Origin of the sequence: Sphingobacterium sp. FBM7-1, assembly GCF_020687765.1 — a bacterium.
Taxonomy (GTDB): domain Bacteria; phylum Bacteroidota; class Bacteroidia; order Sphingobacteriales; family Sphingobacteriaceae; genus Sphingobacterium.
Genome location: NZ_JAJEWJ010000003.1, coordinates 113636 through 134857, shown reverse-complemented (window position 1 = coordinate 134857; position 21222 = coordinate 113636). Strand labels below are relative to the sequence as shown.

The following is a 21222-nucleotide window of genomic DNA, read 5'->3' as shown; positions in this document are numbered from 1 at the left end:
CCGAGTTTCCCTTATTTTAAATTGATTTGTTGTTTTATTTAATAAAGATGTAAAGGACGACTCTAGAAATATAGATTAATAAATGCACAATATGAATAAACAAGAATAACGTCTTGAGAATTGTTTCTTTTACATTAATGTTCGTGAAAGCGCTTTCCGGATAAATTTAAACGAGCGGATTTTTTTTAAAACTTTCGGCTGACAGAATTGAGTCAGAATTGAGTTGTCTGTTTCTTTTCTCCATTCAGGGTTCTTTGCTTTATTTGTTTATAAAGAGAATATAATATTTACAATTGTAAGTTTTGCGCCTGTGTTTTATGGTCAAATGGCGAGCGGTAAGCATAGGTGTGCGAGTACAAAAACCTAATGGATTGTTGTTATGAAAAGAATGAAAAATATAGAAAGAGCTTTGTTGGTGTTCGTCGTCTCGGGCTGCCTGGCCTGTTCCAACACTTCCGATTCTGGGTTGTATCAGCATAAACGGGATAACATTTCGAATGTGGAAAGCGTGATCAAAGAGATAGTAATAGAAGACGTTTTGATCGGTAGCACAGCACGTTTATATCTTGTAGATAAGTATCTACTGATAGCTGATCATAAATCTACCGATAAGCTTATTCATGTTTTGGAGAAGGATAATTTTCGCTATGTTACAAGTATTACCGATATCGGACAGGGTCCTGGAGAAATAGCGGTTATAGGACATATTGAAGAAGATAAAAATAATCATGCTTTCTGGGTGTCGGATCATGGTAAGCAGCGGATATTTCGCTATGATATCGATAGTGCATTGGCTGCGCCCACTTACATGCCGACGGAGAAGGTTAGGATTGAAAATGCGCTGTTTCCACATGTATACAACCTGTTAAGTGATTCCGTATCGATTGGGTTATTTATAAAACCGATAGGAACGAATGATTTCACGCAGTCGGTAGCCAAATGGAACATGCGGACAGGTGAGGTAGAAACCCTTGGTCAAGAACATCCTGAAATACGTAAGAAACGAGTGAGCTTCGCAGTTTCTGATAAACACGGATTGTTTGTAGAATGTTATGCCTACGATGATTTGATGACTATTTACACGCTGGATGGAAAGCTCCAATCGGAAATATATGGGCCGGGCTGGGGCAATAGAACGTCGAGCCGTACACCATACTACAGAAAAGTAGCGTTTTGTGGGGATTATATTTTTGCAACTTATGCTGGAGAAAACCATTCTCAAGAGGATCATATTCCCACCAAATTTATTGTTTTTGATACAAGTGGTCATTATATCAAGACAGTAGAAACGGAACATAAGATTGCCGACTTTTGTTACGATGAAACCAACGACAGAATTATTCTGAATTTAGATAGCGAGATACAGTTCGCCTATTTGGATCTTGACGAATTGATCTAAATGCCTATGCTATATTGCAATGAACGCGAACAATCTCCTTGTGAACAATGGCAATGCAATGCAGCCATAAACCGTGCGGTTTACGACATATACCGTACGGTTTATGAAAGAAGGGAAAGCCCCATGCCATAGACCCCTTGGTAAACCTCACAAATATCTTCGTGTTTTATGTACGTCTTGATAGAATTGAGTCAGAATTGATTGCTGTAAAAATTCTTTTTCTTTTATTAAGGAGCTTAATTTAGAGAAAATACAAAGAATGAAATTATAGGGAAAAGTAAGGCGGCAGGCTGGTCTCTCAGCAAAAAGTTATACAGCCTGTCCGCCTGCTATCCCACCCTAATAAGAAAGGAGGTACAGCGGCAAAGATAAACATTTGGAAAGAAACCTTGTATAGCACAGGGAACTGTTGAAAGGATAGATACAGTGGGGTAGAATGGCTTCTGCCCGAAGATTAACAGTATTATAAAAAAAGGAGCTTGTTAAAGCTCCCCTAAAATTTCAAAAAAAATGAAGAAGAAAATTTTTGGAGGCATACTGGCTGTAGTGATTGCAGCAGTGGCCGCAGTTAATGTGAATGTTAATGATGAATCTGAAGATGCGCTGTCTGCTCTTAGCTTGGCTAATGTAGAGGCACTTGCAAGTGGGGAGAATGGAGGAGGGAACAGCTGTTCAAGCAGTTGTTCTGGCGCGCTTTGTGGTACATATGAACTCGTTAATGGACAAACTGGTAATTTGTATTATTGTTAACCTGTAAACATGTACAGCCGTCTTCAAAATAGAGACGGCTGTATTTCTTGTAATTAAAAATGTTGAATTGTCATTAACTTAACAATCTGGTACCGCAAAGTACGCCTGTATATTTGATGACTTTGTTGTTTCAGCTGTGATTAAGTGGACTCAGAATTTCAAAAAATGAAGAATGTACTATATTTAAAGGTTTTTTTCAGCGCATCAATAATCCTTTTTTCATGTAATCGAAAAAGCCATGATACGAAAGAGTTACTAAATAATGCGATTCCCGTTCAAAGCAACGAGATAGCAATTGATTTTTTATTGGGCAAGCCAACCCAAATAGCCATTTGTAACGATACGCTAGTCATTACCGATAATATAGAAGAAAAGATATTAGCGTTTTATGACATCAAGAATAATCAGTTTTTAGGACGGCAATTGCAGGTAGGACAAGGGCCTGATGAAGTTATTCCGCCTCTATTATTGTCAAGAACGAATGAGAGCGGTCTTTTATCAGTTCTGCAACGGCAGAACGGTAAACATATGGAATATGATATTGGCAATCTTGTAAATGGACACCTGAAGCCAAGCAAACTGTTGGATTTGGGAATTGCAGATAGGATTGTTCAGACAGGTGAGGGTTTTGTTACTACCGGACCGTATGAGAAAGGTTCTATAAAGGTGTTTGATAATAAGGGTGATATGGTGAAAAATTATAATATATATCCGCAGTATATTAAAGACTTGAGTGAGCGAGAAAATCAATATGTGTTGGGTCAAGGACATATCGCGTATAATAAGGGGAATAAGGTTTTGGCATTCGCTTCGTATTTTTTAGGTGAGGCTTCTTTTTACAGACTTAGTGGAGATTCTTTACAGCTGTTGCAACGTATGGATCTTAATCTTTCCGATGGGCTATATAAAAGAATTATAAATTCGCGTGGAGTAGTTCAGATAACGGATACAGATTTGGAGTATTTTTCCGATATCTATGCTACAGCTGATTATTTTTATTTACTGTACACGGGGATGCCAAGGAAGGACAAAAATTCTGTTTCTCATAGTTATATTTTAAAGTTTTCTCCAAAAGGAAACCTCATAGATACTTATAAAACAGACCGGAAAATCCATTCGTTTTGTATACGTGACGATGACGAAAAGGGATATGCAATAGCGTTATCAAAAGATATGGATTATGTTTTAGTGGAAATGAACTTATAGACTAATTTTTCAATCTGATTAGTATGAAATTATATGCCCTAGTGAACAATCGGTCTGATGATAAATCGCATTTAAGTGTATATTATGTAGCTGTATTACGTGCTTTGGGGTTGCCCGCAGCTTATGAATATATTGACCGTTGGGGTAATTTTAGCGTAAATGGACATAGTTGGGTTTCTTATATCGGAGAGAAAGAAAGGGCTTATACAATCGCAAACGGCGATTCTGTTTTAAGAACAATGAACCCCATTGATGCTTCCATGGTTAAAGAACATTATTATCATCTTTATTACTTTGACAGTGAGTGGATCTCATTGGGCGAGCAAGTAGCGACTAGTAACCTTTTAACATATAATAATGCACCTCGCGGCGCACTTTTTTTATTAAAGAACTTAAGTAAAGGAAGGGAAGAACGTGTATTTACTATGGAAGAAGGGCGCCTAGTGTGGTGGTGAGAAACGATTTAGAAACAACGGAAGACAATAATATTCCAATTTTGCTGATAGAATTGAGTAAGAATTGAATGGAGTGAAAATTCTTTTTCTTTTAGCAAGGAGCTTAACTTAGGGGAAATATGCAAAATGAGGCAAAGGAGGTACAGCGGCAAAGATAAACATTTGAGATCAAACCTTGTATAGCATAAGAAACTGTTGAAAGGATAGATACAGTGGTGGCGGAGTGGCTTCCGCCCGAAGATTAAACAATATTATAAAAAAGAGTTTGTTAAGGCTCCTTTAAATTTCAAAATGAAAAAGAAAATTTTCGGAGGTATACTGGCTGTAGCGATTGCAGCTGTAGCCGCAGTTAATGTGAATTTTAATAATGAATCTGAAGATGCGCTGTCTGCTCTTAGCTTGGCTAATGTAGAAGCCTTGGCACAAAATGAGAATACAGGCGGTGCGGAATCGATTATTATCACGGATTTGGGTAGAACGACGGAATGCGTCAGCGGTAATCTATATTCTATAAGTAGCTATCTGGTAACCTGTTTAGGTAATGGAACTTTACCATGCCAAGGTGGCACTTATCGAAGCACCACCCATATGGGAATTTGTCAATATACCTAATAGATATACATGAATAGAGAATATCTCCCGAATGAAAACTCTCATTTGGGAGGTTTTAACTAAAAGTAACTATGATGAGAATAAACCAGTTTTTTGTTATTATAATTCTATTATTTCAAGCCTGCTCCTCTAATAAGACTTATATGGAAGTCCAAAAAGAAATTTTGGAAGTACCAGCAGCACCTTCAGAAGAAGGCTTTTTCGGGAACCATTTTGAATTAGCCGATGCTATTCGTATAGAAACGCATGAAGACTTTTTGGTCTCAGACATTAAGCGTTTGATCCGTTATCAAGACAAAGTTATTTTATTGTCTGGCCAGAATAACACCATTTTTATTATTAATGCTAAAGGTGGAAGGATCGAACAAACCATACATAGGATAGGATCGGGACCTGGAGAATATCGGACTGTTCTAGATATCGCTTTTGATGAGAAATCAAAACAGATTGCAGTCTACAACGATTATGGCAAGGTCCTGTTTTTTAATCTTGCCGGAGATTTTATATCGGATTTGGATGTCGATGGAACGTTCGAAGGACTATCGTGCTATGATGGTAAATTGATTTTCTTTAACAAGTTGGAAGGCTACGCATACAAGCCCGAATTTGTGAGAATATTTGATCTGGACGATAAAAGCTGGGAAGAAATTGGTGATGTCGAGAAAACAATTGAGTTTCCTGTAAGAAGTTATGGCAGACCTATTGTAAAAAGTGCAAGGTTATGGTTGGCAGCTCCCTTGAATTTTGTTTTATCTAGTTACGATGGAAATAAGCTCGAACCGGTATACGAGCTAGCTATCCCTAATTCAAATATTAGTGAAAGTTTGAGGGAACTATCTGTGTCTGATCCCATGAAATTCTTTGGAGAAGTATCGAAAAATAAATTGATATACGGGATTCACTCCATTCGGGAAACAGAAGACTATGTTGTATTCAGGTCGAACCAAGAAGGCATTTTTATTCTTGATAAAAATACAAATCGTGTGTATTGGGATAAATACGTCGAGGAAAAAGCTATAGCCATGAAGCTAACCGAATATTATCCGCATGATGGTGATGATGCTAAAATTATGTTTATCGTTTCTGCAGATTACTACACAGAGAATATTCAAAAGAATGCGGAAAACGGAAAAACCGTAGGAAAAGTGAATAATGACGACAATCCTATCCTTCTCTTTTATAAACAAAAATTGAAAAATACGCATGTCCAATAGGAATATTTTTTTAGTTGGTTTTCTATTATTAGTGGGATGTCGTGCAGATGGACCGATATATGTTGTAGATGAAATTGATGAAAAGGCAATCATCTTAAAGAACTGGCACGTAATCGGTCCTTTTGAAACGGAAGAAGATGAGATCGGCTTAGATATAGATTATCTCGATAGTTTTGGAAAAGAAGACTTAATAACTTATAAGGAGTTTGTTACATTAGATTCTTTATCATTCCCATCCTCTGTCCGCAGTAGACGTGTTGCAGCAGAAGAGAATGTTATAGATTTTAATAAAATATTCGCTATTGAAGATGATGGGGCACCACATGCGGTAGTTTATGCCGGTTGTGTGATAAAATCACGAAATGCCAGAAGGCTGAAGCTTAATTTTTCCAGTGATGATGGGTCAAAAATCTGGCTAAACCATACGCTTATATTTGCGGATGAGCGAGGCGCTGCAATTACGCCATATCATAACTATATAGTGTAAATTATTTTTATCAAATGGGTATTATATATTTTCTGACTATCCTAATAGGCCTTGTGTTTCTGTTAGTTAATGAGAGAACTGCTAAATATGTTCTGAGTGGGTATAATACATTAAGTGAAATAGATCGGAACAACTTTGATTTAAAAGGTTATGTACAGTTCTTTCGCGTTTTTTTGTTATGTCTGGCTATTTCCTATTTACTGATAGGATTTGTCTTGTTTAAGTCAGTAGACAAAAGTCCGTTGATTATTTATAGTGTTTTGTATCCTTTGCTAGGATTCTATTTGTTGATCGTACTTTCTTCGAAGTATTATAAATCAAATAAAAGTACTTCGATGGTCTTGTTCATAGGCGGAACGACAATTATTGCTGTTGCGTTTAGTATCTATATCGGAATTAAGCCGGCCAATATCGATACGAATGCTGAATATTTGAAGATTGAGGGCCCTTATGGAGAAACATTGTACTACACAGATATCGTTGAAGTGAAAAAAATCCCAAAACCTAAATTTCTAAAGAAGGTTGAAGGGTTTCAACTTGGTGAAAATAAAAAGGGGCTGTTTGAGCTGAAAAATAATCAGCTAGTTAGAGTTATAAGTAAGAAAGATACCTGTTTGTTTCTAATCACTGAGAATGAAAATTACATTATTGATTATGATAAAGATCTTTATGCGTTAATTAAAAGTAAACTCATACCAAGACAATAATGGTTGTCGCGGGAGGTCGTTAGCAGGATCAAAATTCCATTGGTAATGGGACTTGGCCTGGCGTATATCGCCCGGAACGATACGATTAGCGAGAGTTCTTACCGATTGAGGACGTATACGAACTGGATGCAAATTGGGGATTGACGGGAATTTTATTCTGGAAAAAGTATAAAGTTTATTACACACTTACGGCTATTTTTAGATGTTATTTCAAATAAAGGGGATTTTGCTCTCTACAGAAAGCAAAAAACACTAAAAAATGCTTTCTGTAGAGAGCAATTTAACTGCGACAGAATTGAGTCAGAATTGAGTTGTCTATTTCTTTTCGCAAATCGGGGTTCTTTGCTTTATTTGTCTTCTATGACAGGAAGTAAAAAAGTATAGTCTAACCAATATGAAAAGAACCACAAATAATAAACGCGATATCTTTAGCATCGCGCTGGCGGCTATCGTGACGGTGGTGATCGTGGTAACCCTTCGTATTCTTGTTTTTGCTTCCTTTAAGATCCCCTCTTTCTCGATGGAACCTACCTTGTACGCTGGTGATTTTATTGTAGTAAACAAGTTGATTCCCGGTCCGCGGATAGATTTTATGGGAGATAATAAAGCGGGTCGTCCTTATCGGTTGACCGGCCACCGGCCCATCAAGCGAAATGAGGTGTTGGTTTTTAACGACCCTTACTACAAATCTCGGGAGATTATCCAGAACTGGAACGCTTATTATGTGAAGCGTTGTGTGGGTATGCCGGGCGATAGTTTACGTATAGATGGTGGAATCTATTATATAAACGGACAGGTGAACCACATTAACGATAAGTTGGTTGAGAGCAGCTTCCGGTTTCAGGATATGCCACCAGAATATCGTATTCCAGGAAGGTTCAAAGAACTCGGCTGGACAATCGACAATTTCGGACCGATCTATATCCCTGGGCGAGGCGATACGGTATCATTGGATGCAATTAATATACACCTTTATCGTCCGTTAATCGAATATGAGACCGGAGGGAAATTGAATGAAACAGAAGGATCATTTTTCCTGAACGGGAAGGTGATTAGGCATTACCGATTTAAGTTAAACTATTATTTTATGGCGGGCGATCGGGCCACCGATTCTAAAGACTCTCGTTATTGGGGCTTATTACCGGAAGACCATATAGTGGGCAAGGTAGCTTATATCTGGAAGTCCAAAGAACCGGGTAGGCAGACCTACCGATTTGAGCGTTTTTTTAAGGCGGTAGAATGATGGCTGATAGAATTGAGTCAGAATTGAGTTGCCCATTTTTTTCCTAAAATCGTCCCGCTTTGCTTTATTTGTTTTATGGCGAACCGAATAAGAAAAATTATTTAAATCTATAGTGCGATGATTGGATACCCCCGAATACGTTGGATCGATTATGTTTGTCTGCTACCGTTTATAGCCTTGTTAGGTAATGCACTTATTGCAGACGATTGGCAGACGAATACTGGAATAGGTAAGCATATAGGTTTATATATCGTGATGCCGCTTTTACCGCTAGCAGCGGGCCTGTCGTTTTGGAACAATGGTAGGCGGGTCAGTTTCCATATTGTGGACTATCTCATATTGGTGTGGCTGGCGATTGCTTTCAGCTTATCGTACCTCCACTTTCTAGCGGTTAATAATACCATGGCTATTTTTATTGTGCTGGGCGGAGTGTACTTCTGTTTCCGTATTTTTTTAGCACAACGTCCGATGCACCGCCGTATGCTACTGCTTGTGTTAATGTTGGTCGGTTGTATAGAGGCCGTTTGGGGTTTGTTGCAGTTGTACGGCATAGCGCGCTCGCAACATGCATTATTTCGGGTGACGGGTTCGTTCTTCAATCCAGGGCCGTATGCCGGATTTTTGGCTGTTATCCTACCCGTCGCGTTTTATTATTTGCTTTGGGATAGATCGGCATTTGCGAAGCGTAGACGACGTAATACGGGCTTTTTGAAAATTCGTTGGGGCATCGCGTTGTTGACCTTTGTGTGTATCGCCTTAATTTTGCCGGCCACCATGAGCCGTGCTGCTTGGCTGGCTGCGGCTGTTGGTTGCCTAGCCGTGTGTGGTGGATATTTCAGTTGCTTTTGGAGACCGAAGGGGAAGTATTCTAAAAGCATTGGTCGGTTGATCGGAATCGGCATTGTATTGTTGATCATTGCGAGTGTAGCAGCGGCCGGTCTTTATCATCTTAAGAAAGATTCGGCTGATGGGCGCATGTTGATCTGGAAAATAACGGTAAAAGGGGCAGACAGCTGGGTAGGGAGAGGAATGGGAGCGTTTGGGGGTAAGTATGGCGACGCACAGCAGACGTATTTTAAATGGGGACAAGGAACGGATAGGGAACGGTGGTTAACGGGTTCGCCGGAATATGCTTTTAATGATTTCTTGCAGCTCGGATTCGAGCAAGGGTATCTTTCGCTGGCATTGTTCTTATTTGTTTTGCTGTTTGCCTTTGTAACGGGTATCCGCTATCGACGTTTTATGGCGGTGGGCGGCCTAGCGGGTGTCTTGGTGTTTGCCTTTTTTTCGTATCCCTTTCGTTTAATTCCTTTTCTGATCTTGCTCATCTTTTTTCTGACGAATTGTATCTGGCACCGCTTTCAATTTGCGTACATCTGGACGGACCCCATCGATATTAGGGTGCGGGCGCGGTGGAACAAGTATACGGTGCTGGCCGTCCTACTACTTTCTACGCTTTATTTCGCTCAGACACTATATAAACGTTATCCGGTCTTCCAGGCTCATCAAGCCTGGAACCAGGCGCAGATCTATTACCAAACAGGTAGCTATGAGAAGGTGGTAGCGCACTATAAGCCGTTATATCCGCTATTGAAGGACCAACCTCATTTTCTATTTGAATACGGACGTAGCTTACGGATGATAGAGGAGTTTGAGGAGAGCACGAAGGTGCTCTTCGCGGGTACGCACGTCAGTGCGGATCCGATGTTCTGGGTTTTGGCGGGGCGGAATCGACAGGAAGAAAAAAAATACCACTTCGCAGAAAACCATTACCGCTACGCGGCGAACTTGGTACCTAATCGTCTCTATCCATTTTATTTGTTGGCGAAGCTATATGATGAGATGGAGGAATATGAGAAAGCGTATGACCTAGCCGTAAAGGTTGTAAAGACGGAAGTGAAAATTCCTTCTCCGGCTACTAAAGAAATGAAAGCAGAAATGCAGAAATATATCGATCAAGGTAAAAAGGAAAGCAAAAAAAAGAATGAGGATATTAAAAAGCTATTGGGCCCAATATTGGTTTATTAGTGTGCTGTGTGCGGCATGCGGCGGCGCTGCGGAGGAGCAGCAAGCGGATGAACATGTGCAGGCATTGCCACCCGGCGAGGTAGCCGCGGTCCGGACAATGGTACTGCAGGAGCAGACCTTTCACCATGAGCTCATTTCTAATGGTACGGTGGTGGCAGCGCAAAGGGCCGATTTGCGGTTTGAGGAGACGGGGATGGTGGAAGATATTTTCGTCAAAAATGGACAGCGGGTGCGGAAAGGGCAAAAAATCGCACAACTGGCGCAGTTTAAATTGGAAAATACGCTCCAACAGGCCGCCGATAACCTAGAGAAGGCGAAACTGGAATTGCAAGACGTACTGATCAGCCAGGGGTATACCTTGGCCGACTCGCTCAAGGTACCGCAGGAAACGATGAAGATCGCGAAGATTAAAAGTAATTATGCGTATAGTCTTATTCAGTATGATTTAGCTAAATATAGTTTGTCCCATTCGGTGCTTTATGCGCCCTACGACGGCATCATTGCTAATCTTTCGGCAAAGAAATATAATATGCCACCGGGTAACGAGCCGTTTTGTACTGTCATCGCTAATGACGGGATGGATGCGCAATTCTCGGTGCTGGAGACGGAGCTTCCGCTAATCCGGCAGGGGGATCGTGTGGAGCTTTCTCCTTTTTCGATCCAAAATTACCAAGCCACGGCGGTAATTGAGGAGATTAACCCCCTAGTGGATGAGCATGGGATGGTCAAGGTGAAAGCGCGGATACAGGGGGCTGCCACTGGGTTATACGAAGGTATGAACATCCGGGTTCGGGTGCAACGCGCTGCTGGGAAGCAGCTCATTGTGCCGAAAGAGGCACTCGTACTGCGCAATAATAGGAAGGTAGTTTTTACAGCCAAAAACAGTCAGGCCTTATGGAATTATGTGGAAACGGGTTTGGAAAACGCCAGTGGTTATGTAATAACCGACGGATTGCATGCGGGCGATAGTGTAATCTACGAGGGTAATCTAAACCTGGCCCATGAGACGCCGATAAAGGTATTGGATAAAGTGCAATAGTGATGATCAAATACCTTATCCAAAGACCGATAGCTGTTTTTATGGCCTTCCTGGCATTTTTTATCCTGGGGGTTATTACGTATTTGCATATTCCTATTTCCCTGTTGCCGGATATCCCGATTCCGGAGATTACGGTGCAGGTGTCGGGCAAGAACATGTCGGCCCAAGCACTGGAAAATAATGTGGTATCGCCTATAAGGCGCCAGTTGTTACAGGTGGCGCATGTCCGTGATATCCATAGTGAGGCGCACAACGGGCATGCTATTATCCGGCTGAACTTTGCGTATGGAGAGGATACGGATCTGGCGTTCATTGAGGTCAACGAGAAGATCGACGCTGCTATGAACCATATCCCTAAAGAAGTGGAAAGGCCACGTGTGGTGAAAGCGAGCGCTACGGATATTCCGGTGTTTTTGCTCCACCTGACGCTAGCCGGGGAGGAAGAGGCAGTGGGCCAAAAGGATCGCAGGCAGGACTTTTTGGTGCTGAGCGAGCTGGCAAACACGGTGATCAAAAAACGGATTGAACAGCTACCGGAGGTGGCCATGGTGGATATTACCGGATTGACGGATAAACAGTTGCTGATTTCGCCTCGGCAAGAGATGTTGGCGGTTACCGGCATTACCTTATCGGATATCGCCGCTACGTTGCAGGATAATAATATCGAGCCGGGCGCTACCTTGGTGAAGGATGGTCATTATGCCTATAACATTACGTTTTCGGCGGTTATCCGGACGCTGGAGGATATTAAGGAACTCTATATACGCAAGAATGGTCGGATTTTTCAGCTGCGGGATTTGGCTGATATGGAGATGGTCGCCCAACAAGAGAAGGGAATTGCGCTCTATAATGGGCAGCGTGCCGTGAGTATGGGCATCATCAAGCAGGGCGATGAGAATATGGCGGATTTGCAGGGGGCTTTGGACAGGACAATTGCGAGCTTAAAGCGGGCTTATCCGGAAATCTCGTTTTCGACGACGCAAAACCAAACGGAACTGCTGGATTATACAATTTCGAATCTGCAGCAGAACCTCGTGCTAGCCTTTATTTTTGTGTGCCTGGTTTCGGTGTTTTTTATGCGGGATGCCCGCTCGCCGTTGATTATCGGATTGAGTATGTTCGTTTCCTTGATCATTAGTTTGTTGTTCTTTTATTTATGCAATGTTTCCCTCAATATGGTGTCGCTTACCGGTTTGGTGCTTGCGCTGGGGATGATGATTGACAATTCAATCATTGTAACGGACAATATCGGGCAGTACCGGCTAAAGGGGAAATCTATTGACGAGGCGTGTATAAAGGGAACGAACGAGGTGATCAGCCCCATGCTGAGTTCGTCTTTTACCACGATAGCGGTTTTTGTGCCGTTGATCTTTATGAGTGGTATTGCCGGTGCCTTATTTTTTGATCAGGCTTTTTCGGTAGCGATAGGTCTGCTGGTGTCCTATTTGACGGGCATCTTGCTTCTCCCGGTATTGTATAAGCTGATTTATAGCATTCGTTTGCCCGGGAGAAAGCGGGCTGCTTCCCCTGTCATAGCTGCCCTGAAAAGACCGCCGTTGCCGGAGCGTATATACCACCGTGTAGCGGATTGGGTTTTTTCGCACAAGGTCATTACCGTGCTGCTGATCTTAATCATATTTCCGGTAAGTGTTTGGATGTTTTTCGTGATTCGAAAGGAAAAAATGCCGGAGATCAGCCAGCATGAAATCGTCGTGCAGATCGAATGGAATGAGAATATTCACTTGGAGGAGAACCAGAAACGATCACAGGCGCTGCTGGCATATATGAAACCGCAGCTTATCGCCTCCTCGGCCTTGATCGGGCAGCAGCAATTTTTATTGAACCGCGAACGGGAATTGACGGTATCAGAATGTGAATTATATATGGCGGTTGCGGATCAAGCGGGGCTTGCCGGGCTGCGGGACAGTGTGGCAGCTTATCTGGCGGGGACGTTTCCGAAAGCGATACTGACCTTTGCCCCGACAGGGACGGTATTTGAACGTATATTTTCGACGGCCGAACCGGATCTCCGCTTGGAATATTACCCGAGAAACCAACGGGAGATGCCGGGACAGGACTCGATACGGGTCTGGCAGCAACGTGTCCAGGCGATCACAGGCGAGCTTCCCCGAAGCGTGCCTTTTCAAAAGCAGTTGGATATACGGATCGATCAGGAAAAGCTGTTGTTATACCAGGTTCCTTACCAACTGGTGAACCAGGCTTTAAAAACAAACCTGAAAACGGAGGAGGTGACGACATTGCGGTCTTACCAGCAATACCTGCCGGTGATGCTTGGGCAGGAGCGCAGTCATGTGCGCGAATCGATACAACATACGTTGCTTCAAGTGCCGGCAACGCAGCGCGATGGAGAGCCGCGAGCTATCCCGCTCAAGGAGTTTGTACATGTTCAGGAAACAGCGGGGATGAAATACATCAGCGCGGGAAGGAACGGGGAGTTTATCCCGTTCGAATTGTATGATCTGACGTACCCGGAGGAAACATGGCAACAGTTGCGCGGGCAGATTAAGCCCAACAATGAACGGGATATCGACTTTTCGGGCGCGTTTTTCTTTAACCAGCAGATGCTGGACGAGCTTCTGCTCATCTTGCTGGTGTCTATTATGTTGATGTATTTTATTTTGGCGGCGCAGTTTGAAAGCTTTGTGCAGCCGCTGATTGTACTACTGGAAATCCCAATTGCGATTGCCGCAGCTTTGGGGTTGTTGATGCTTTTTGGCTATAGCCTCAACCTCATGTCGGCCATCGGCATCATTGTAACCAGCGGTATTATCATTAACGACAGTATTTTGAAATTGGATATCATGAACCAGCTTCGTCGGCAGGGGGTGGATCTGCTCACCGCGATCCACGAGGCGGGGCGCAGGAGGCTCAACGCCATTCTGATGACAAGCATGACCTCTATTGTCTGTATGCTGCCCCTGCTGTTTAGCAACGATATGGGATCGGAACTGGAAAAGCCGCTGGCGGTGGCTACAATCGGCGGGATGTTGATCGGCACACCGATCAGTCTTTTTGTGGTGCCTTTGGTGTATTGGTTGGTGTACCGTAAGCAGCGGGTTAAAAATGTAAATCTATGAAGCAGTATTTTTTTGTGTTGTTCATCTTGATTGGTGGGATAGGGCTGGCAAAGGCGCAGTCCGGCAAATTACGTCAGCTGACTTTGCAGGAGAGTATCGATATGGCAAGTGACAGTTCCCTGCAGTCGTTTCGGCTGAAAAACTTATATATGGCGAACTACTGGCAGTACCGCTCGTTTAAAGCGGCTCGCCTACCGTCACTAAACCTGAATCTGGTGCCGGTGCAGTATAACAGGGAATTTACTAAACGGTACGATCCGGATAATAACATTGATGTGTATCGGGTTCAGCAATCTTTCTACACGTCTGGAAATGTCTCGATTAACCAGAACCTCGATCTGACGGGAGGTACGTTCTTTATCGATTCGGAACTGGGGTACTTTCGGAATTTTGGGCATGCAGCTTTTTCACAGTATTCGAGCGTGCCGCTGCGGGTAGGCTATATTCAGCGCTTGATAGGTTTCAATGCGTTTAAATGGGAGAAGAAAGTGGAGCCGCTGCGTTATGAAAAGGCGAAAAAGCAATATTTATATGAAAAGGAAGGGATAGCGGAAGATGTTATTGAGCTTTTCTTTGGACTGGCACTGGCACAGGCGGAATTTGATATGGCTCGGGATAATGTGAACTCTTCGGATACCTTGTTCCTGATGGGACAGGAGCGATTTAAGATTGCGGCGATCGCGCAGGCGGATATGCTGACCCTAAAACTGGATGCGGTAAATGCCCGGAATACCTTAAAGAACAGTGAAATTGAGTTGCAACGGGCGACCTTCAGTTTGGGGAACTACTTAAATATAGGCGGGGGAGATCAGCTGGCAGTGGTTTTGCCGCAAAGGCCGCTGCATATTGATATCCCCGTGGAACAGGCGCTGCTCCTGGCTGCAAAGAATAACCCCGATTACCTGGCTAACCAACAGGAAATTATGGAGGCCGAGCGGGAGGTGGAACGTACGAAGCGCGAGGCGGCCTTCCAGGCAAGCCTGTCGGCCAGCGCGGGATTTAACCAAGTGGATCCGACCTTTGCCGGAGCTTATCGGAACCCCTTGCAACAGAATTTGGTGAGCGTGGGCTTGACGATTCCTATTCTGGACTGGGGGGTGCGGAAAGGTAAGGTCAATATGGCGCGCAATAACTTGAATGTGGCAAAAATATCTACGCAGCAACGCGAACAGAGCCTGGAGCAGGATATTATCGTAACCGTAAGTGATTTTGGGGTGCAGCAGGACATGGTAAACAGTGCGGAAGAAGCGCTGGAGCTTGCGGTGGCGGCTTTTCAGGCTACAAAGCAACGCTTTATGATCGGCAAATCGGATATCAATAGCTTAACCTTATCGCTTAACCGGCAGAAGGAGGCGCAGAAGAACTATATTGCCTCGTTGAAAAATTACTGGAAATGCTATTTCCGGATTCGGAAACTGACGTTATTTGATTTTAACACGGGCGAATCGCTTTCCTATCTTTTTGATCAGTTGCATCGATAAGCGCATGGTAGGGACTCGTAAAATATCGTCGTTCGCTATTATTTTGGTCTTCGCTTGCCTGTCGTTGATCGGATTGGCTTTGATTCCCTTGCTGCCGATAAAACTAGCTCCGTCTCAAACCTTGCCGCATATCACCGTAAGCTTCTCCATGTTTGGTAGTTCGCCGCGGGCGGTTGAGATTGAAGCGACTTCGCGCTTGGAAGCGATGCTGAACCGTATAGCGGGTATTCGCAAAATCAGTTCGAAATCGGGTAATGGCTGGGGACGTATCGAGATAGCCTTTAATAAGCACAAGGACATCGATCTGGCGCGCTTTGAGATATCGACCGTGATCCGGCAGACCTGGAGCATGCTGCCGGAAAATGTTTCGTACCCCACGATCGCTCAGCGCCGGGCCGACAATGACGCGAATAAACCGCTAGTCACTTATACGGTGAATGCGCCGATAACGCCTTACGAAATACAGGAATACGTCGAGACGAGTATCAAACCACAGCTTGGGCTGATGGAGGGGGTGTCTCAGGTAGTGGTGCAGGGTGCCGTGCCTTGGGTATGGCGCTTGGAGTACGATGCGGATGTGCTGACAAAGTATGGGGTGACGGTACGGGAAATACAGCGAACGTTGGCGGACGCTACGCGTTTGGAGTTTCTGGATATAGCTCCTGTGGAAACTCCTGATAAAAGGCAGGAATGGATCCAGGTTACGGCTCGCTCACAACAGGAGTCGCTTGGGGATATTTTGGAGCAGACAGGGGTGCAACGCGGTGACGGGACGATCATACCGCTTGCAAAATTGCTGCGGGCGGAGCGTGTGGAAGATCAGGTACAGCGTTATTTTCGTATTAATGGGCTGAACTCGATCTACTTGACGGTGATGGCGGATGAATGGAGTAACCAGTTGGCGCTGGGTAAGGAAATTAAACGGAAGCTTGCTGCGATAAAGGAAACTTTCCCGCCAGGGTATGAACTACACCTCAATTACGATGCTACCGAGTTTATCGGAACGGAACTGGATAAAATATATTTCAGAACGGGCTTAACCTTGTTCATCTTGTTGCTGTTTATGATGTTGACCTATCGGAATTTAAAGTACATGGTATTGACGGTAGTGTCGCTGTTCAGTAATCTAGCCATAGCGGTTATACTTTACTATATGCTGGATCTGGAGATCCAGCTATATTCGTTGGCGGGTATCACCATTTCACTGACATTGGTGATCGATAATACCATCGTAATGGCGGAACACCTCGTGCGCAAAAATAACCGGCGGGCGTTTTTGTCGATTATGGCAGCAACGTTAACGACTATCGGAACCTTATCGGTCGTTTTTCTCATGGACGAACGCGTCCGTCTGAACTTGCTGGATTTTGCGATGGTGATGATGATTAACCTCGGCATGTCCTTATTTGTTGCGCTATTTTTGGTGCCGGCGCTCGTGGAAAAGCTGAGGTTGCAGGCATTGCGGGAGAAACGTAGTGTGCGTTATAGGCGCCGCCAGCGAAGGAGACTGCGCATGACGGTGTATTTTTATCGGTATTATGCGATGCTATGTCGCTTTTTGTACCGCTGGCGATTTATCGTGACGACAGGTCTAATCTTGGCTTTTGGGTTGCCTGTCTTTCTCCTTCCTGAACGTATTGAAGCGGATTCGAACTGGGGGGAATGGTATAACCGAACCTTAGGAAGTGAGCGCTATAAAGAAGATATAGCTCCTTATGTTAACCCGGCGCTGGGTGGAACTTTGCGTTTGTTTGTGCAAAAAGTAAAGCATGGTACCTACTTCGCGCAGCGTGAGGAAACGAGCTTGCAGGTGAATGCGTCGCTGCCAAGTAATTCCACGATCGAGGAGATGAACGGGCTGATCCAGCAGATGGAAAGCTATATTAGCCAATTTCCGGAGGTAAGGCAGTTTCAGACCGATATATATCATGCGCAGCAAGCCAGCATCCGTATACAATTTGTGCCCGAGCATGCCCAAGGCGGCTTTCCGTATCGGCTAAAATCGCAACTGATTACTAAATCGCTGCAACTCGGTGGGGGAAGTTGGACCGTACAAGGGTTGGGAGATGGTTTTAGTAATGATGTGCGGGAAGGGGCGGGCTCCTACCGGGTAGAGATGTTTGGTTATAATTATGATGAGTTGTTGTATTGGGCGGAGCGGTTCAAAGAAAAATTATTGGAGCATCGACGTATTAAAGAGGTATTCGTGAATGCTGAGTTCAGCTGGTTCAAGGATGATTATGAGGAATATGCGTTTGTATTGAGAAATGACCGGCTGATCGCAGAAAACATACAGCCCTATCAATTATATGAACAATTGCATACCCTGCTCGGCAACCGGATAAATGCGGGAAGTCTCCCGACGCCAGCAGGAACGGAAAGGGTTTATTTGCACGCGAAACAAATGGACAATTATGGGATATGGGACATGTTAAACGTCCCGATGCGGGTTAATAATAACACCTATAAGCTAGGGGAATTGGCAAGCATGGAGAAATCGCAGGCACCGAAGGAGGTCGGAAAGGTTGACCAGCAATACCGTTTATGCTTGCAATACGAGTATATCGGTGCGCATGAACAGGGGAGGCGGGTCCAGGAAATGTATATTACGGAATTTGAGGAAAGCTTGCCGCTGGGTTATAGCATTAAGGATGCGAATCCGCGTTCCAGGTCGGATAAGAAACAAACGGATTATCTATTGTTGGGCTATGTATTTGTGGTGATTTATCTCGTGTGTTCGATCTTGTTCAATTCTTTTAAAAAGCCTTTGTATATTTTATTCGTCATTCCTTTATCCTTCATCGGGATATTTCTCGCGTTCTATTTGTTTTCCATCGAGTTTGATCAGGGGGGATATGCTTCCTTTGTACTCTTGTCTGCACTGACGATCAATGCGAATATCTATATCGTGGAGGAGTATAGTAATATCCGGAAGGCACGACCGCTCATAAGGCCTTTGCGAGCGTATTTAAAGGCATGTCAAGCAAAAATACGTCCGATTTTGTTGACGGTTTTGTCAACTATCCTAGGCTTTATTCCTTTTCTGATCGGAGCCGAGAAAGAGGCTTTTTGGTTCCCCCTGGCAGTGGGGACGATGGGCGGATTGACCATCTCCACCTTGGCGACGCTTTTAGTTTTGCCGCTAAGCATGGGCGTAGCTAAAGGGAAGAGAGTATCCTAGCAAAAAGAAGCCTCCTGTTTCACGAAAGGAAACAGGAGGCGTTGCTTCAATATAAATAGAAATTCTTTAGCTTATCTACTGCCGCGTGCTGACGATGAACGATTGTTGTTTCCGCTGCGCGACGCTGTTCCGCTACTGCGGGAAGAGCTACTACTGCGCTGTACACGTGAACTATTGGAGGTGTTGCTGCGCGACTGGTTGACCCGTGCGGGCGAGCTGCTCCGTTGGCTGGTTTGATACACATTGCCTGTCGGTGCGCTCTGGCGCGCCGGTCGACTGCTGCGGGCAGGTGACTGCGAACGGCTCGGCGCTGTACGCTGTACATTACCGCGATTATTTTGCTGCGGTTGCGCAGCTGGTCGACGGTTTGCCTCACTGCGTTGTTGTGCAGTTCGGCTACTCGATTGCGGGCTCCGTGGTTGCGTAGCACGCTGATTGCGTTGCGTCGCTCTGGCTTCGCGGTTACCGGTGTTCGGACGATTGCCGTTATTCGGTGTCGCACGCTGATTTTGCGTCCGGTTCGGCGTTGTGTTGTTCCGTGTAGCCCGACTTTCGTTCGCGCGGCTGGGGTTATTTCCAATATAACGCTCTGGCCTGCTGTTGTTCGCGCGGTTGGTTGTCGCACTCGGACGACGGTTTGCCTCGGTGACGCGCGTTGCTTTTTGATTGCTGCGTGTGTTTGCTGCTCTATCCGGACGGTAAATGGATACCGAGCGGTTGTCTACTTTTGAACGTCCCGGGCGATCGGTCGTCCGGATGTTACGGACAGCGACACGGCGGCCGATGTGGCGCTCGATATCGCGACGAGCCGGCCCGCCATAATAGCGATTGTTGTTCACGATATAGGTGTTATTAATGATCGTGGTCCGGTTGTAGATGTTGCGGTGACCGTGGCTCCAATGCCTGTGGATATGCCGGTCGTATATACGACGCGTCGGTAAAAAGACCCACAGGTTAATGGGCAGGCCAACGGAAACCGTTAGGCCTACTGCGGGAGCCATCGGGGCCCAGCCGTAATAGCCGCCACCACTCCGCCAGTCTACCCATGCGGGTCCCCACTCGTAACCGGGAATCCATCCCCAGCCGCGATGGTTGGTGTATACCCATCGACCGTAATGGAACGGCGCCCAGCCCCAGTCGTATTCGGATACCCATGTATTGCCATATTCTGTCATGGCCCAATAGCCGTTGGTACCGTAGGGACGGAAATTCGCTTCTGCCCGCGGAAACCAGATGTCGCCGTAACTGTCATGGCGATCCCAATGTCCGTAGGGAGATAATTCGTTATAAAATAAATCAAAGGAAACAGCGACTTGCGGTTGCGCAAACACTTGTTTATGGGCGAAGACACTACATACAAATGCGAATAGTGCTATCAACAGGGTGTGGGTTTTCGTGCTTTTCATGTTCTTCGTCTTTAATCGTAAAACCTTCTTCGTTACTTTATTGTTATGACTGTATACGAAGACCAAAGGTTTAATGAGGCATGGGTAAGCGCTTATGGAATGTAGCTTTTTACTAAAAATAAAAGTTTGTACATTTGTCGGATGATTTTTTGGAATGGGAAGTAAAATAGAAAAACTACTTATCGAGTTCGCCAGAATTCATCGCTTCATGATGAGTTTCCTACGGGAAGCGGTCTCTCCTCCTTATGAATTTAAAGAGATTATCCGACAGTGTTATGAGATCGGATGGAAATCGTTCCCATTAATCAGTTTGACCGGATTTATCGTGGGCTTTGTGTTTACCAAACAGTCTCGCCCTTCTTTGGAGGAATTTGGTGCGACATCTTGGTTGCCGGCATTAATATCGATCGCGATTGTGCGGGCGCTGGCTCCCTTGGTGACGGCACTGATCGCCTCTGGAAAAGTGGGTTCGCAGATTGGTGCGGAACTGAGCTCCATGAATGTAACCGAGCAGATCGATGCGATGGAGGTCTCGGGCACAAATCCTACAAAATTTTTAATCTCTACTCGTATTATCGCTACGACAACGATGATTCCGGTGTTGTGTTTTTATGTGGCTGGTATTGGGCTGTTGGGCGGATACCTCAGTATATCAGCGAAAGACGATATTAGCATTTTAGCATTTTTTACGCAGGTGTTTGAAGCCATTGCGGCAAAAGATATTTTTGCGATGGTGCTCCGGGCAGTGGTGTTTGGCTTTACGATCGGATTTGCGAGTACGTATGTAGGATATTATTCTTCTAAAGGCACGGAGGGTGTGGGTAAAGCGGCCAATGCGGCGGTGGTATCGTCTATGTTCCTTGTTTTTATTGAAGAATTGCTCATTGTTCAATTGCTTTCTCTCATCGGCTAAACG

16 protein-coding genes and 1 pseudogene are annotated in these 21222 nt (G+C 44.5%); 16 read left to right on the top strand and 1 reads right to left on the bottom strand.

Going from position 1 to position 21222, the window contains the following annotated elements:
- The first annotated feature begins 388 nt into the window (after positions 1-388).
- The 15 genes and pseudogenes from LKO28_RS07290 (at position 389) to LKO28_RS07220 (ending at position 18900) form a co-directional block, all read left to right on the top strand.
- Entirely contained in the window at positions 389-1399 is a 1011-nt protein-coding gene (locus LKO28_RS07290; protein ID WP_227694082.1) for a 6-bladed beta-propeller, read from the top strand.
- Positions 1400-1909: 510 nt separating this feature from the next.
- Positions 1910-2149 (top strand): NVEALA domain-containing protein, encoded by a 240-nt coding sequence (locus LKO28_RS07285; protein WP_227694080.1) that lies wholly within the window; start codon positions 1910-1912, stop codon positions 2147-2149.
- A gap of 165 nt (positions 2150-2314) precedes the next feature.
- Positions 2315-3355 carry a BF3164 family lipoprotein gene (locus tag LKO28_RS07280; RefSeq protein ID WP_227694078.1) on the top strand — a complete coding sequence of 347 codons (1041 nt, stop codon included), beginning with the start codon at positions 2315-2317 and terminating at the stop codon, positions 3353-3355.
- A gap of 23 nt (positions 3356-3378) precedes the next feature.
- Complete coding sequence (locus LKO28_RS07275; protein WP_227694077.1) at positions 3379-3810, top strand: hypothetical protein; 432 nt, start codon at positions 3379-3381, stop codon at positions 3808-3810.
- Positions 3811-4101: 291 nt separating this feature from the next.
- Positions 4102-4422: an NVEALA domain-containing protein gene (locus tag LKO28_RS07270; protein WP_227694075.1), complete on the top strand. Its 321-nt coding sequence runs from the start codon at positions 4102-4104 to the stop codon at positions 4420-4422.
- A gap of 143 nt (positions 4423-4565) precedes the next feature.
- Positions 4566-5636 carry a 6-bladed beta-propeller gene (locus LKO28_RS07265; protein ID WP_227694073.1) on the top strand — a complete coding sequence of 357 codons (1071 nt, stop codon included), beginning with the start codon at positions 4566-4568 and terminating at the stop codon, positions 5634-5636.
- Complete coding sequence (locus LKO28_RS07260; protein WP_227694071.1) at positions 5626-6123, top strand: hypothetical protein; 498 nt, start codon at positions 5626-5628, stop codon at positions 6121-6123. Before LKO28_RS07265 ends, LKO28_RS07260 begins: the two co-directional genes overlap by 11 nt.
- A gap of 14 nt (positions 6124-6137) precedes the next feature.
- Positions 6138-6419: pseudogene (locus LKO28_RS15570) on the top strand (DUF3784 domain-containing protein); the annotation flags it as partial.
- A gap of 39 nt (positions 6420-6458) precedes the next feature.
- On the top strand, positions 6459-6830 hold the full coding sequence (locus LKO28_RS07250; protein WP_227694366.1) for a hypothetical protein: 372 nt from the start codon (positions 6459-6461) through the stop codon (positions 6828-6830).
- Positions 6831-7224: 394 nt separating this feature from the next.
- Complete coding sequence (gene lepB, locus LKO28_RS07245) at positions 7225-8073, top strand: signal peptidase I (RefSeq protein WP_227694069.1); 849 nt, start codon at positions 7225-7227, stop codon at positions 8071-8073.
- A gap of 117 nt (positions 8074-8190) precedes the next feature.
- Positions 8191-10101 (top strand): O-antigen ligase family protein, encoded by a 1911-nt coding sequence (locus tag LKO28_RS07240; protein WP_227694067.1) that lies wholly within the window; start codon positions 8191-8193, stop codon positions 10099-10101.
- Complete coding sequence (locus LKO28_RS07235) at positions 10058-11140, top strand: efflux RND transporter periplasmic adaptor subunit (RefSeq protein ID WP_227694066.1); 1083 nt, start codon at positions 10058-10060, stop codon at positions 11138-11140. Before LKO28_RS07240 ends, LKO28_RS07235 begins: the two co-directional genes overlap by 44 nt.
- Positions 11141-11142: 2 nt before the next feature.
- Positions 11143-14238, top strand: a complete 3096-nt coding sequence (locus tag LKO28_RS07230) for an efflux RND transporter permease subunit (protein ID WP_227694064.1) — start codon at positions 11143-11145, stop codon at positions 14236-14238.
- The gene (locus tag LKO28_RS07225) at positions 14235-15719 is read left to right on the top strand and encodes a TolC family protein (RefSeq protein ID WP_227694062.1); all 1485 of its coding nucleotides are present in this window, start codon (positions 14235-14237) and stop codon (positions 15717-15719) included. Before LKO28_RS07230 ends, LKO28_RS07225 begins: the two co-directional genes overlap by 4 nt.
- A gap of 4 nt (positions 15720-15723) precedes the next feature.
- Positions 15724-18900: an efflux RND transporter permease subunit gene (locus tag LKO28_RS07220; RefSeq protein WP_227694060.1), complete on the top strand. Its 3177-nt coding sequence runs from the start codon at positions 15724-15726 to the stop codon at positions 18898-18900.
- A gap of 71 nt (positions 18901-18971) precedes the next feature.
- Here the strand turns inward: LKO28_RS07220 and LKO28_RS07215 are convergent, their stop codons facing one another.
- Entirely contained in the window at positions 18972-20372 is a 1401-nt protein-coding gene (locus LKO28_RS07215) for a DUF6600 domain-containing protein (protein ID WP_227694058.1), read from the bottom strand.
- Between the two features lie 88 nt (positions 20373-20460).
- On the opposite strand from LKO28_RS07215, the gene LKO28_RS07210 reads away from it, so the two are divergent.
- Positions 20461-21219 carry an MlaE family ABC transporter permease gene (locus LKO28_RS07210; RefSeq protein WP_227694056.1) on the top strand — a complete coding sequence of 253 codons (759 nt, stop codon included), beginning with the start codon at positions 20461-20463 and terminating at the stop codon, positions 21217-21219.
- Positions 21220-21222 lie beyond the last annotated feature (3 nt).

Excerpts from the sequence above, each read along its gene's own strand:
- LKO28_RS07285 (WP_227694080.1), top strand. The coding sequence starts at position 1,910 with ATGAAGAAGAAAATTTTTGGAGGCATACTGGCTGTAGTGATTGCAGCA.
- LKO28_RS07230 (WP_227694064.1), top strand. The coding sequence starts at position 11,143 with ATGATCAAATACCTTATCCAAAGACCGATAGCTGTTTTTATGGCCTTC.
- lepB (WP_227694069.1), top strand. The coding sequence starts at position 7,225 with ATGAAAAGAACCACAAATAATAAACGCGATATCTTTAGCATCGCGCTG.
- LKO28_RS07240 (WP_227694067.1), top strand. The coding sequence starts at position 8,191 with ATGATTGGATACCCCCGAATACGTTGGATCGATTATGTTTGTCTGCTA.
- LKO28_RS07265 (WP_227694073.1), top strand. The coding sequence starts at position 4,566 with ATGGAAGTCCAAAAAGAAATTTTGGAAGTACCAGCAGCACCTTCAGAA.
- LKO28_RS07250 (WP_227694366.1), top strand. The coding sequence starts at position 6,459 with ATGGTCTTGTTCATAGGCGGAACGACAATTATTGCTGTTGCGTTTAGT.
- LKO28_RS07290 (WP_227694082.1), top strand. The coding sequence starts at position 389 with ATGAAAAATATAGAAAGAGCTTTGTTGGTGTTCGTCGTCTCGGGCTGC.
- LKO28_RS07270 (WP_227694075.1), top strand. The coding sequence starts at position 4,102 with ATGAAAAAGAAAATTTTCGGAGGTATACTGGCTGTAGCGATTGCAGCT.
- LKO28_RS07260 (WP_227694071.1), top strand. The coding sequence starts at position 5,626 with ATGTCCAATAGGAATATTTTTTTAGTTGGTTTTCTATTATTAGTGGGA.
- LKO28_RS07225 (WP_227694062.1), top strand. The coding sequence starts at position 14,235 with ATGAAGCAGTATTTTTTTGTGTTGTTCATCTTGATTGGTGGGATAGGG.
- LKO28_RS07220 (WP_227694060.1), top strand. The coding sequence starts at position 15,724 with ATGGTAGGGACTCGTAAAATATCGTCGTTCGCTATTATTTTGGTCTTC.
- LKO28_RS07235 (WP_227694066.1), top strand. The coding sequence starts at position 10,058 with ATGAGGATATTAAAAAGCTATTGGGCCCAATATTGGTTTATTAGTGTG.
- LKO28_RS07275 (WP_227694077.1), top strand. The coding sequence starts at position 3,379 with ATGAAATTATATGCCCTAGTGAACAATCGGTCTGATGATAAATCGCAT.
- LKO28_RS07210 (WP_227694056.1), top strand. The coding sequence starts at position 20,461 with ATGGGAAGTAAAATAGAAAAACTACTTATCGAGTTCGCCAGAATTCAT.
- LKO28_RS07280 (WP_227694078.1), top strand. The coding sequence starts at position 2,315 with ATGAAGAATGTACTATATTTAAAGGTTTTTTTCAGCGCATCAATAATC.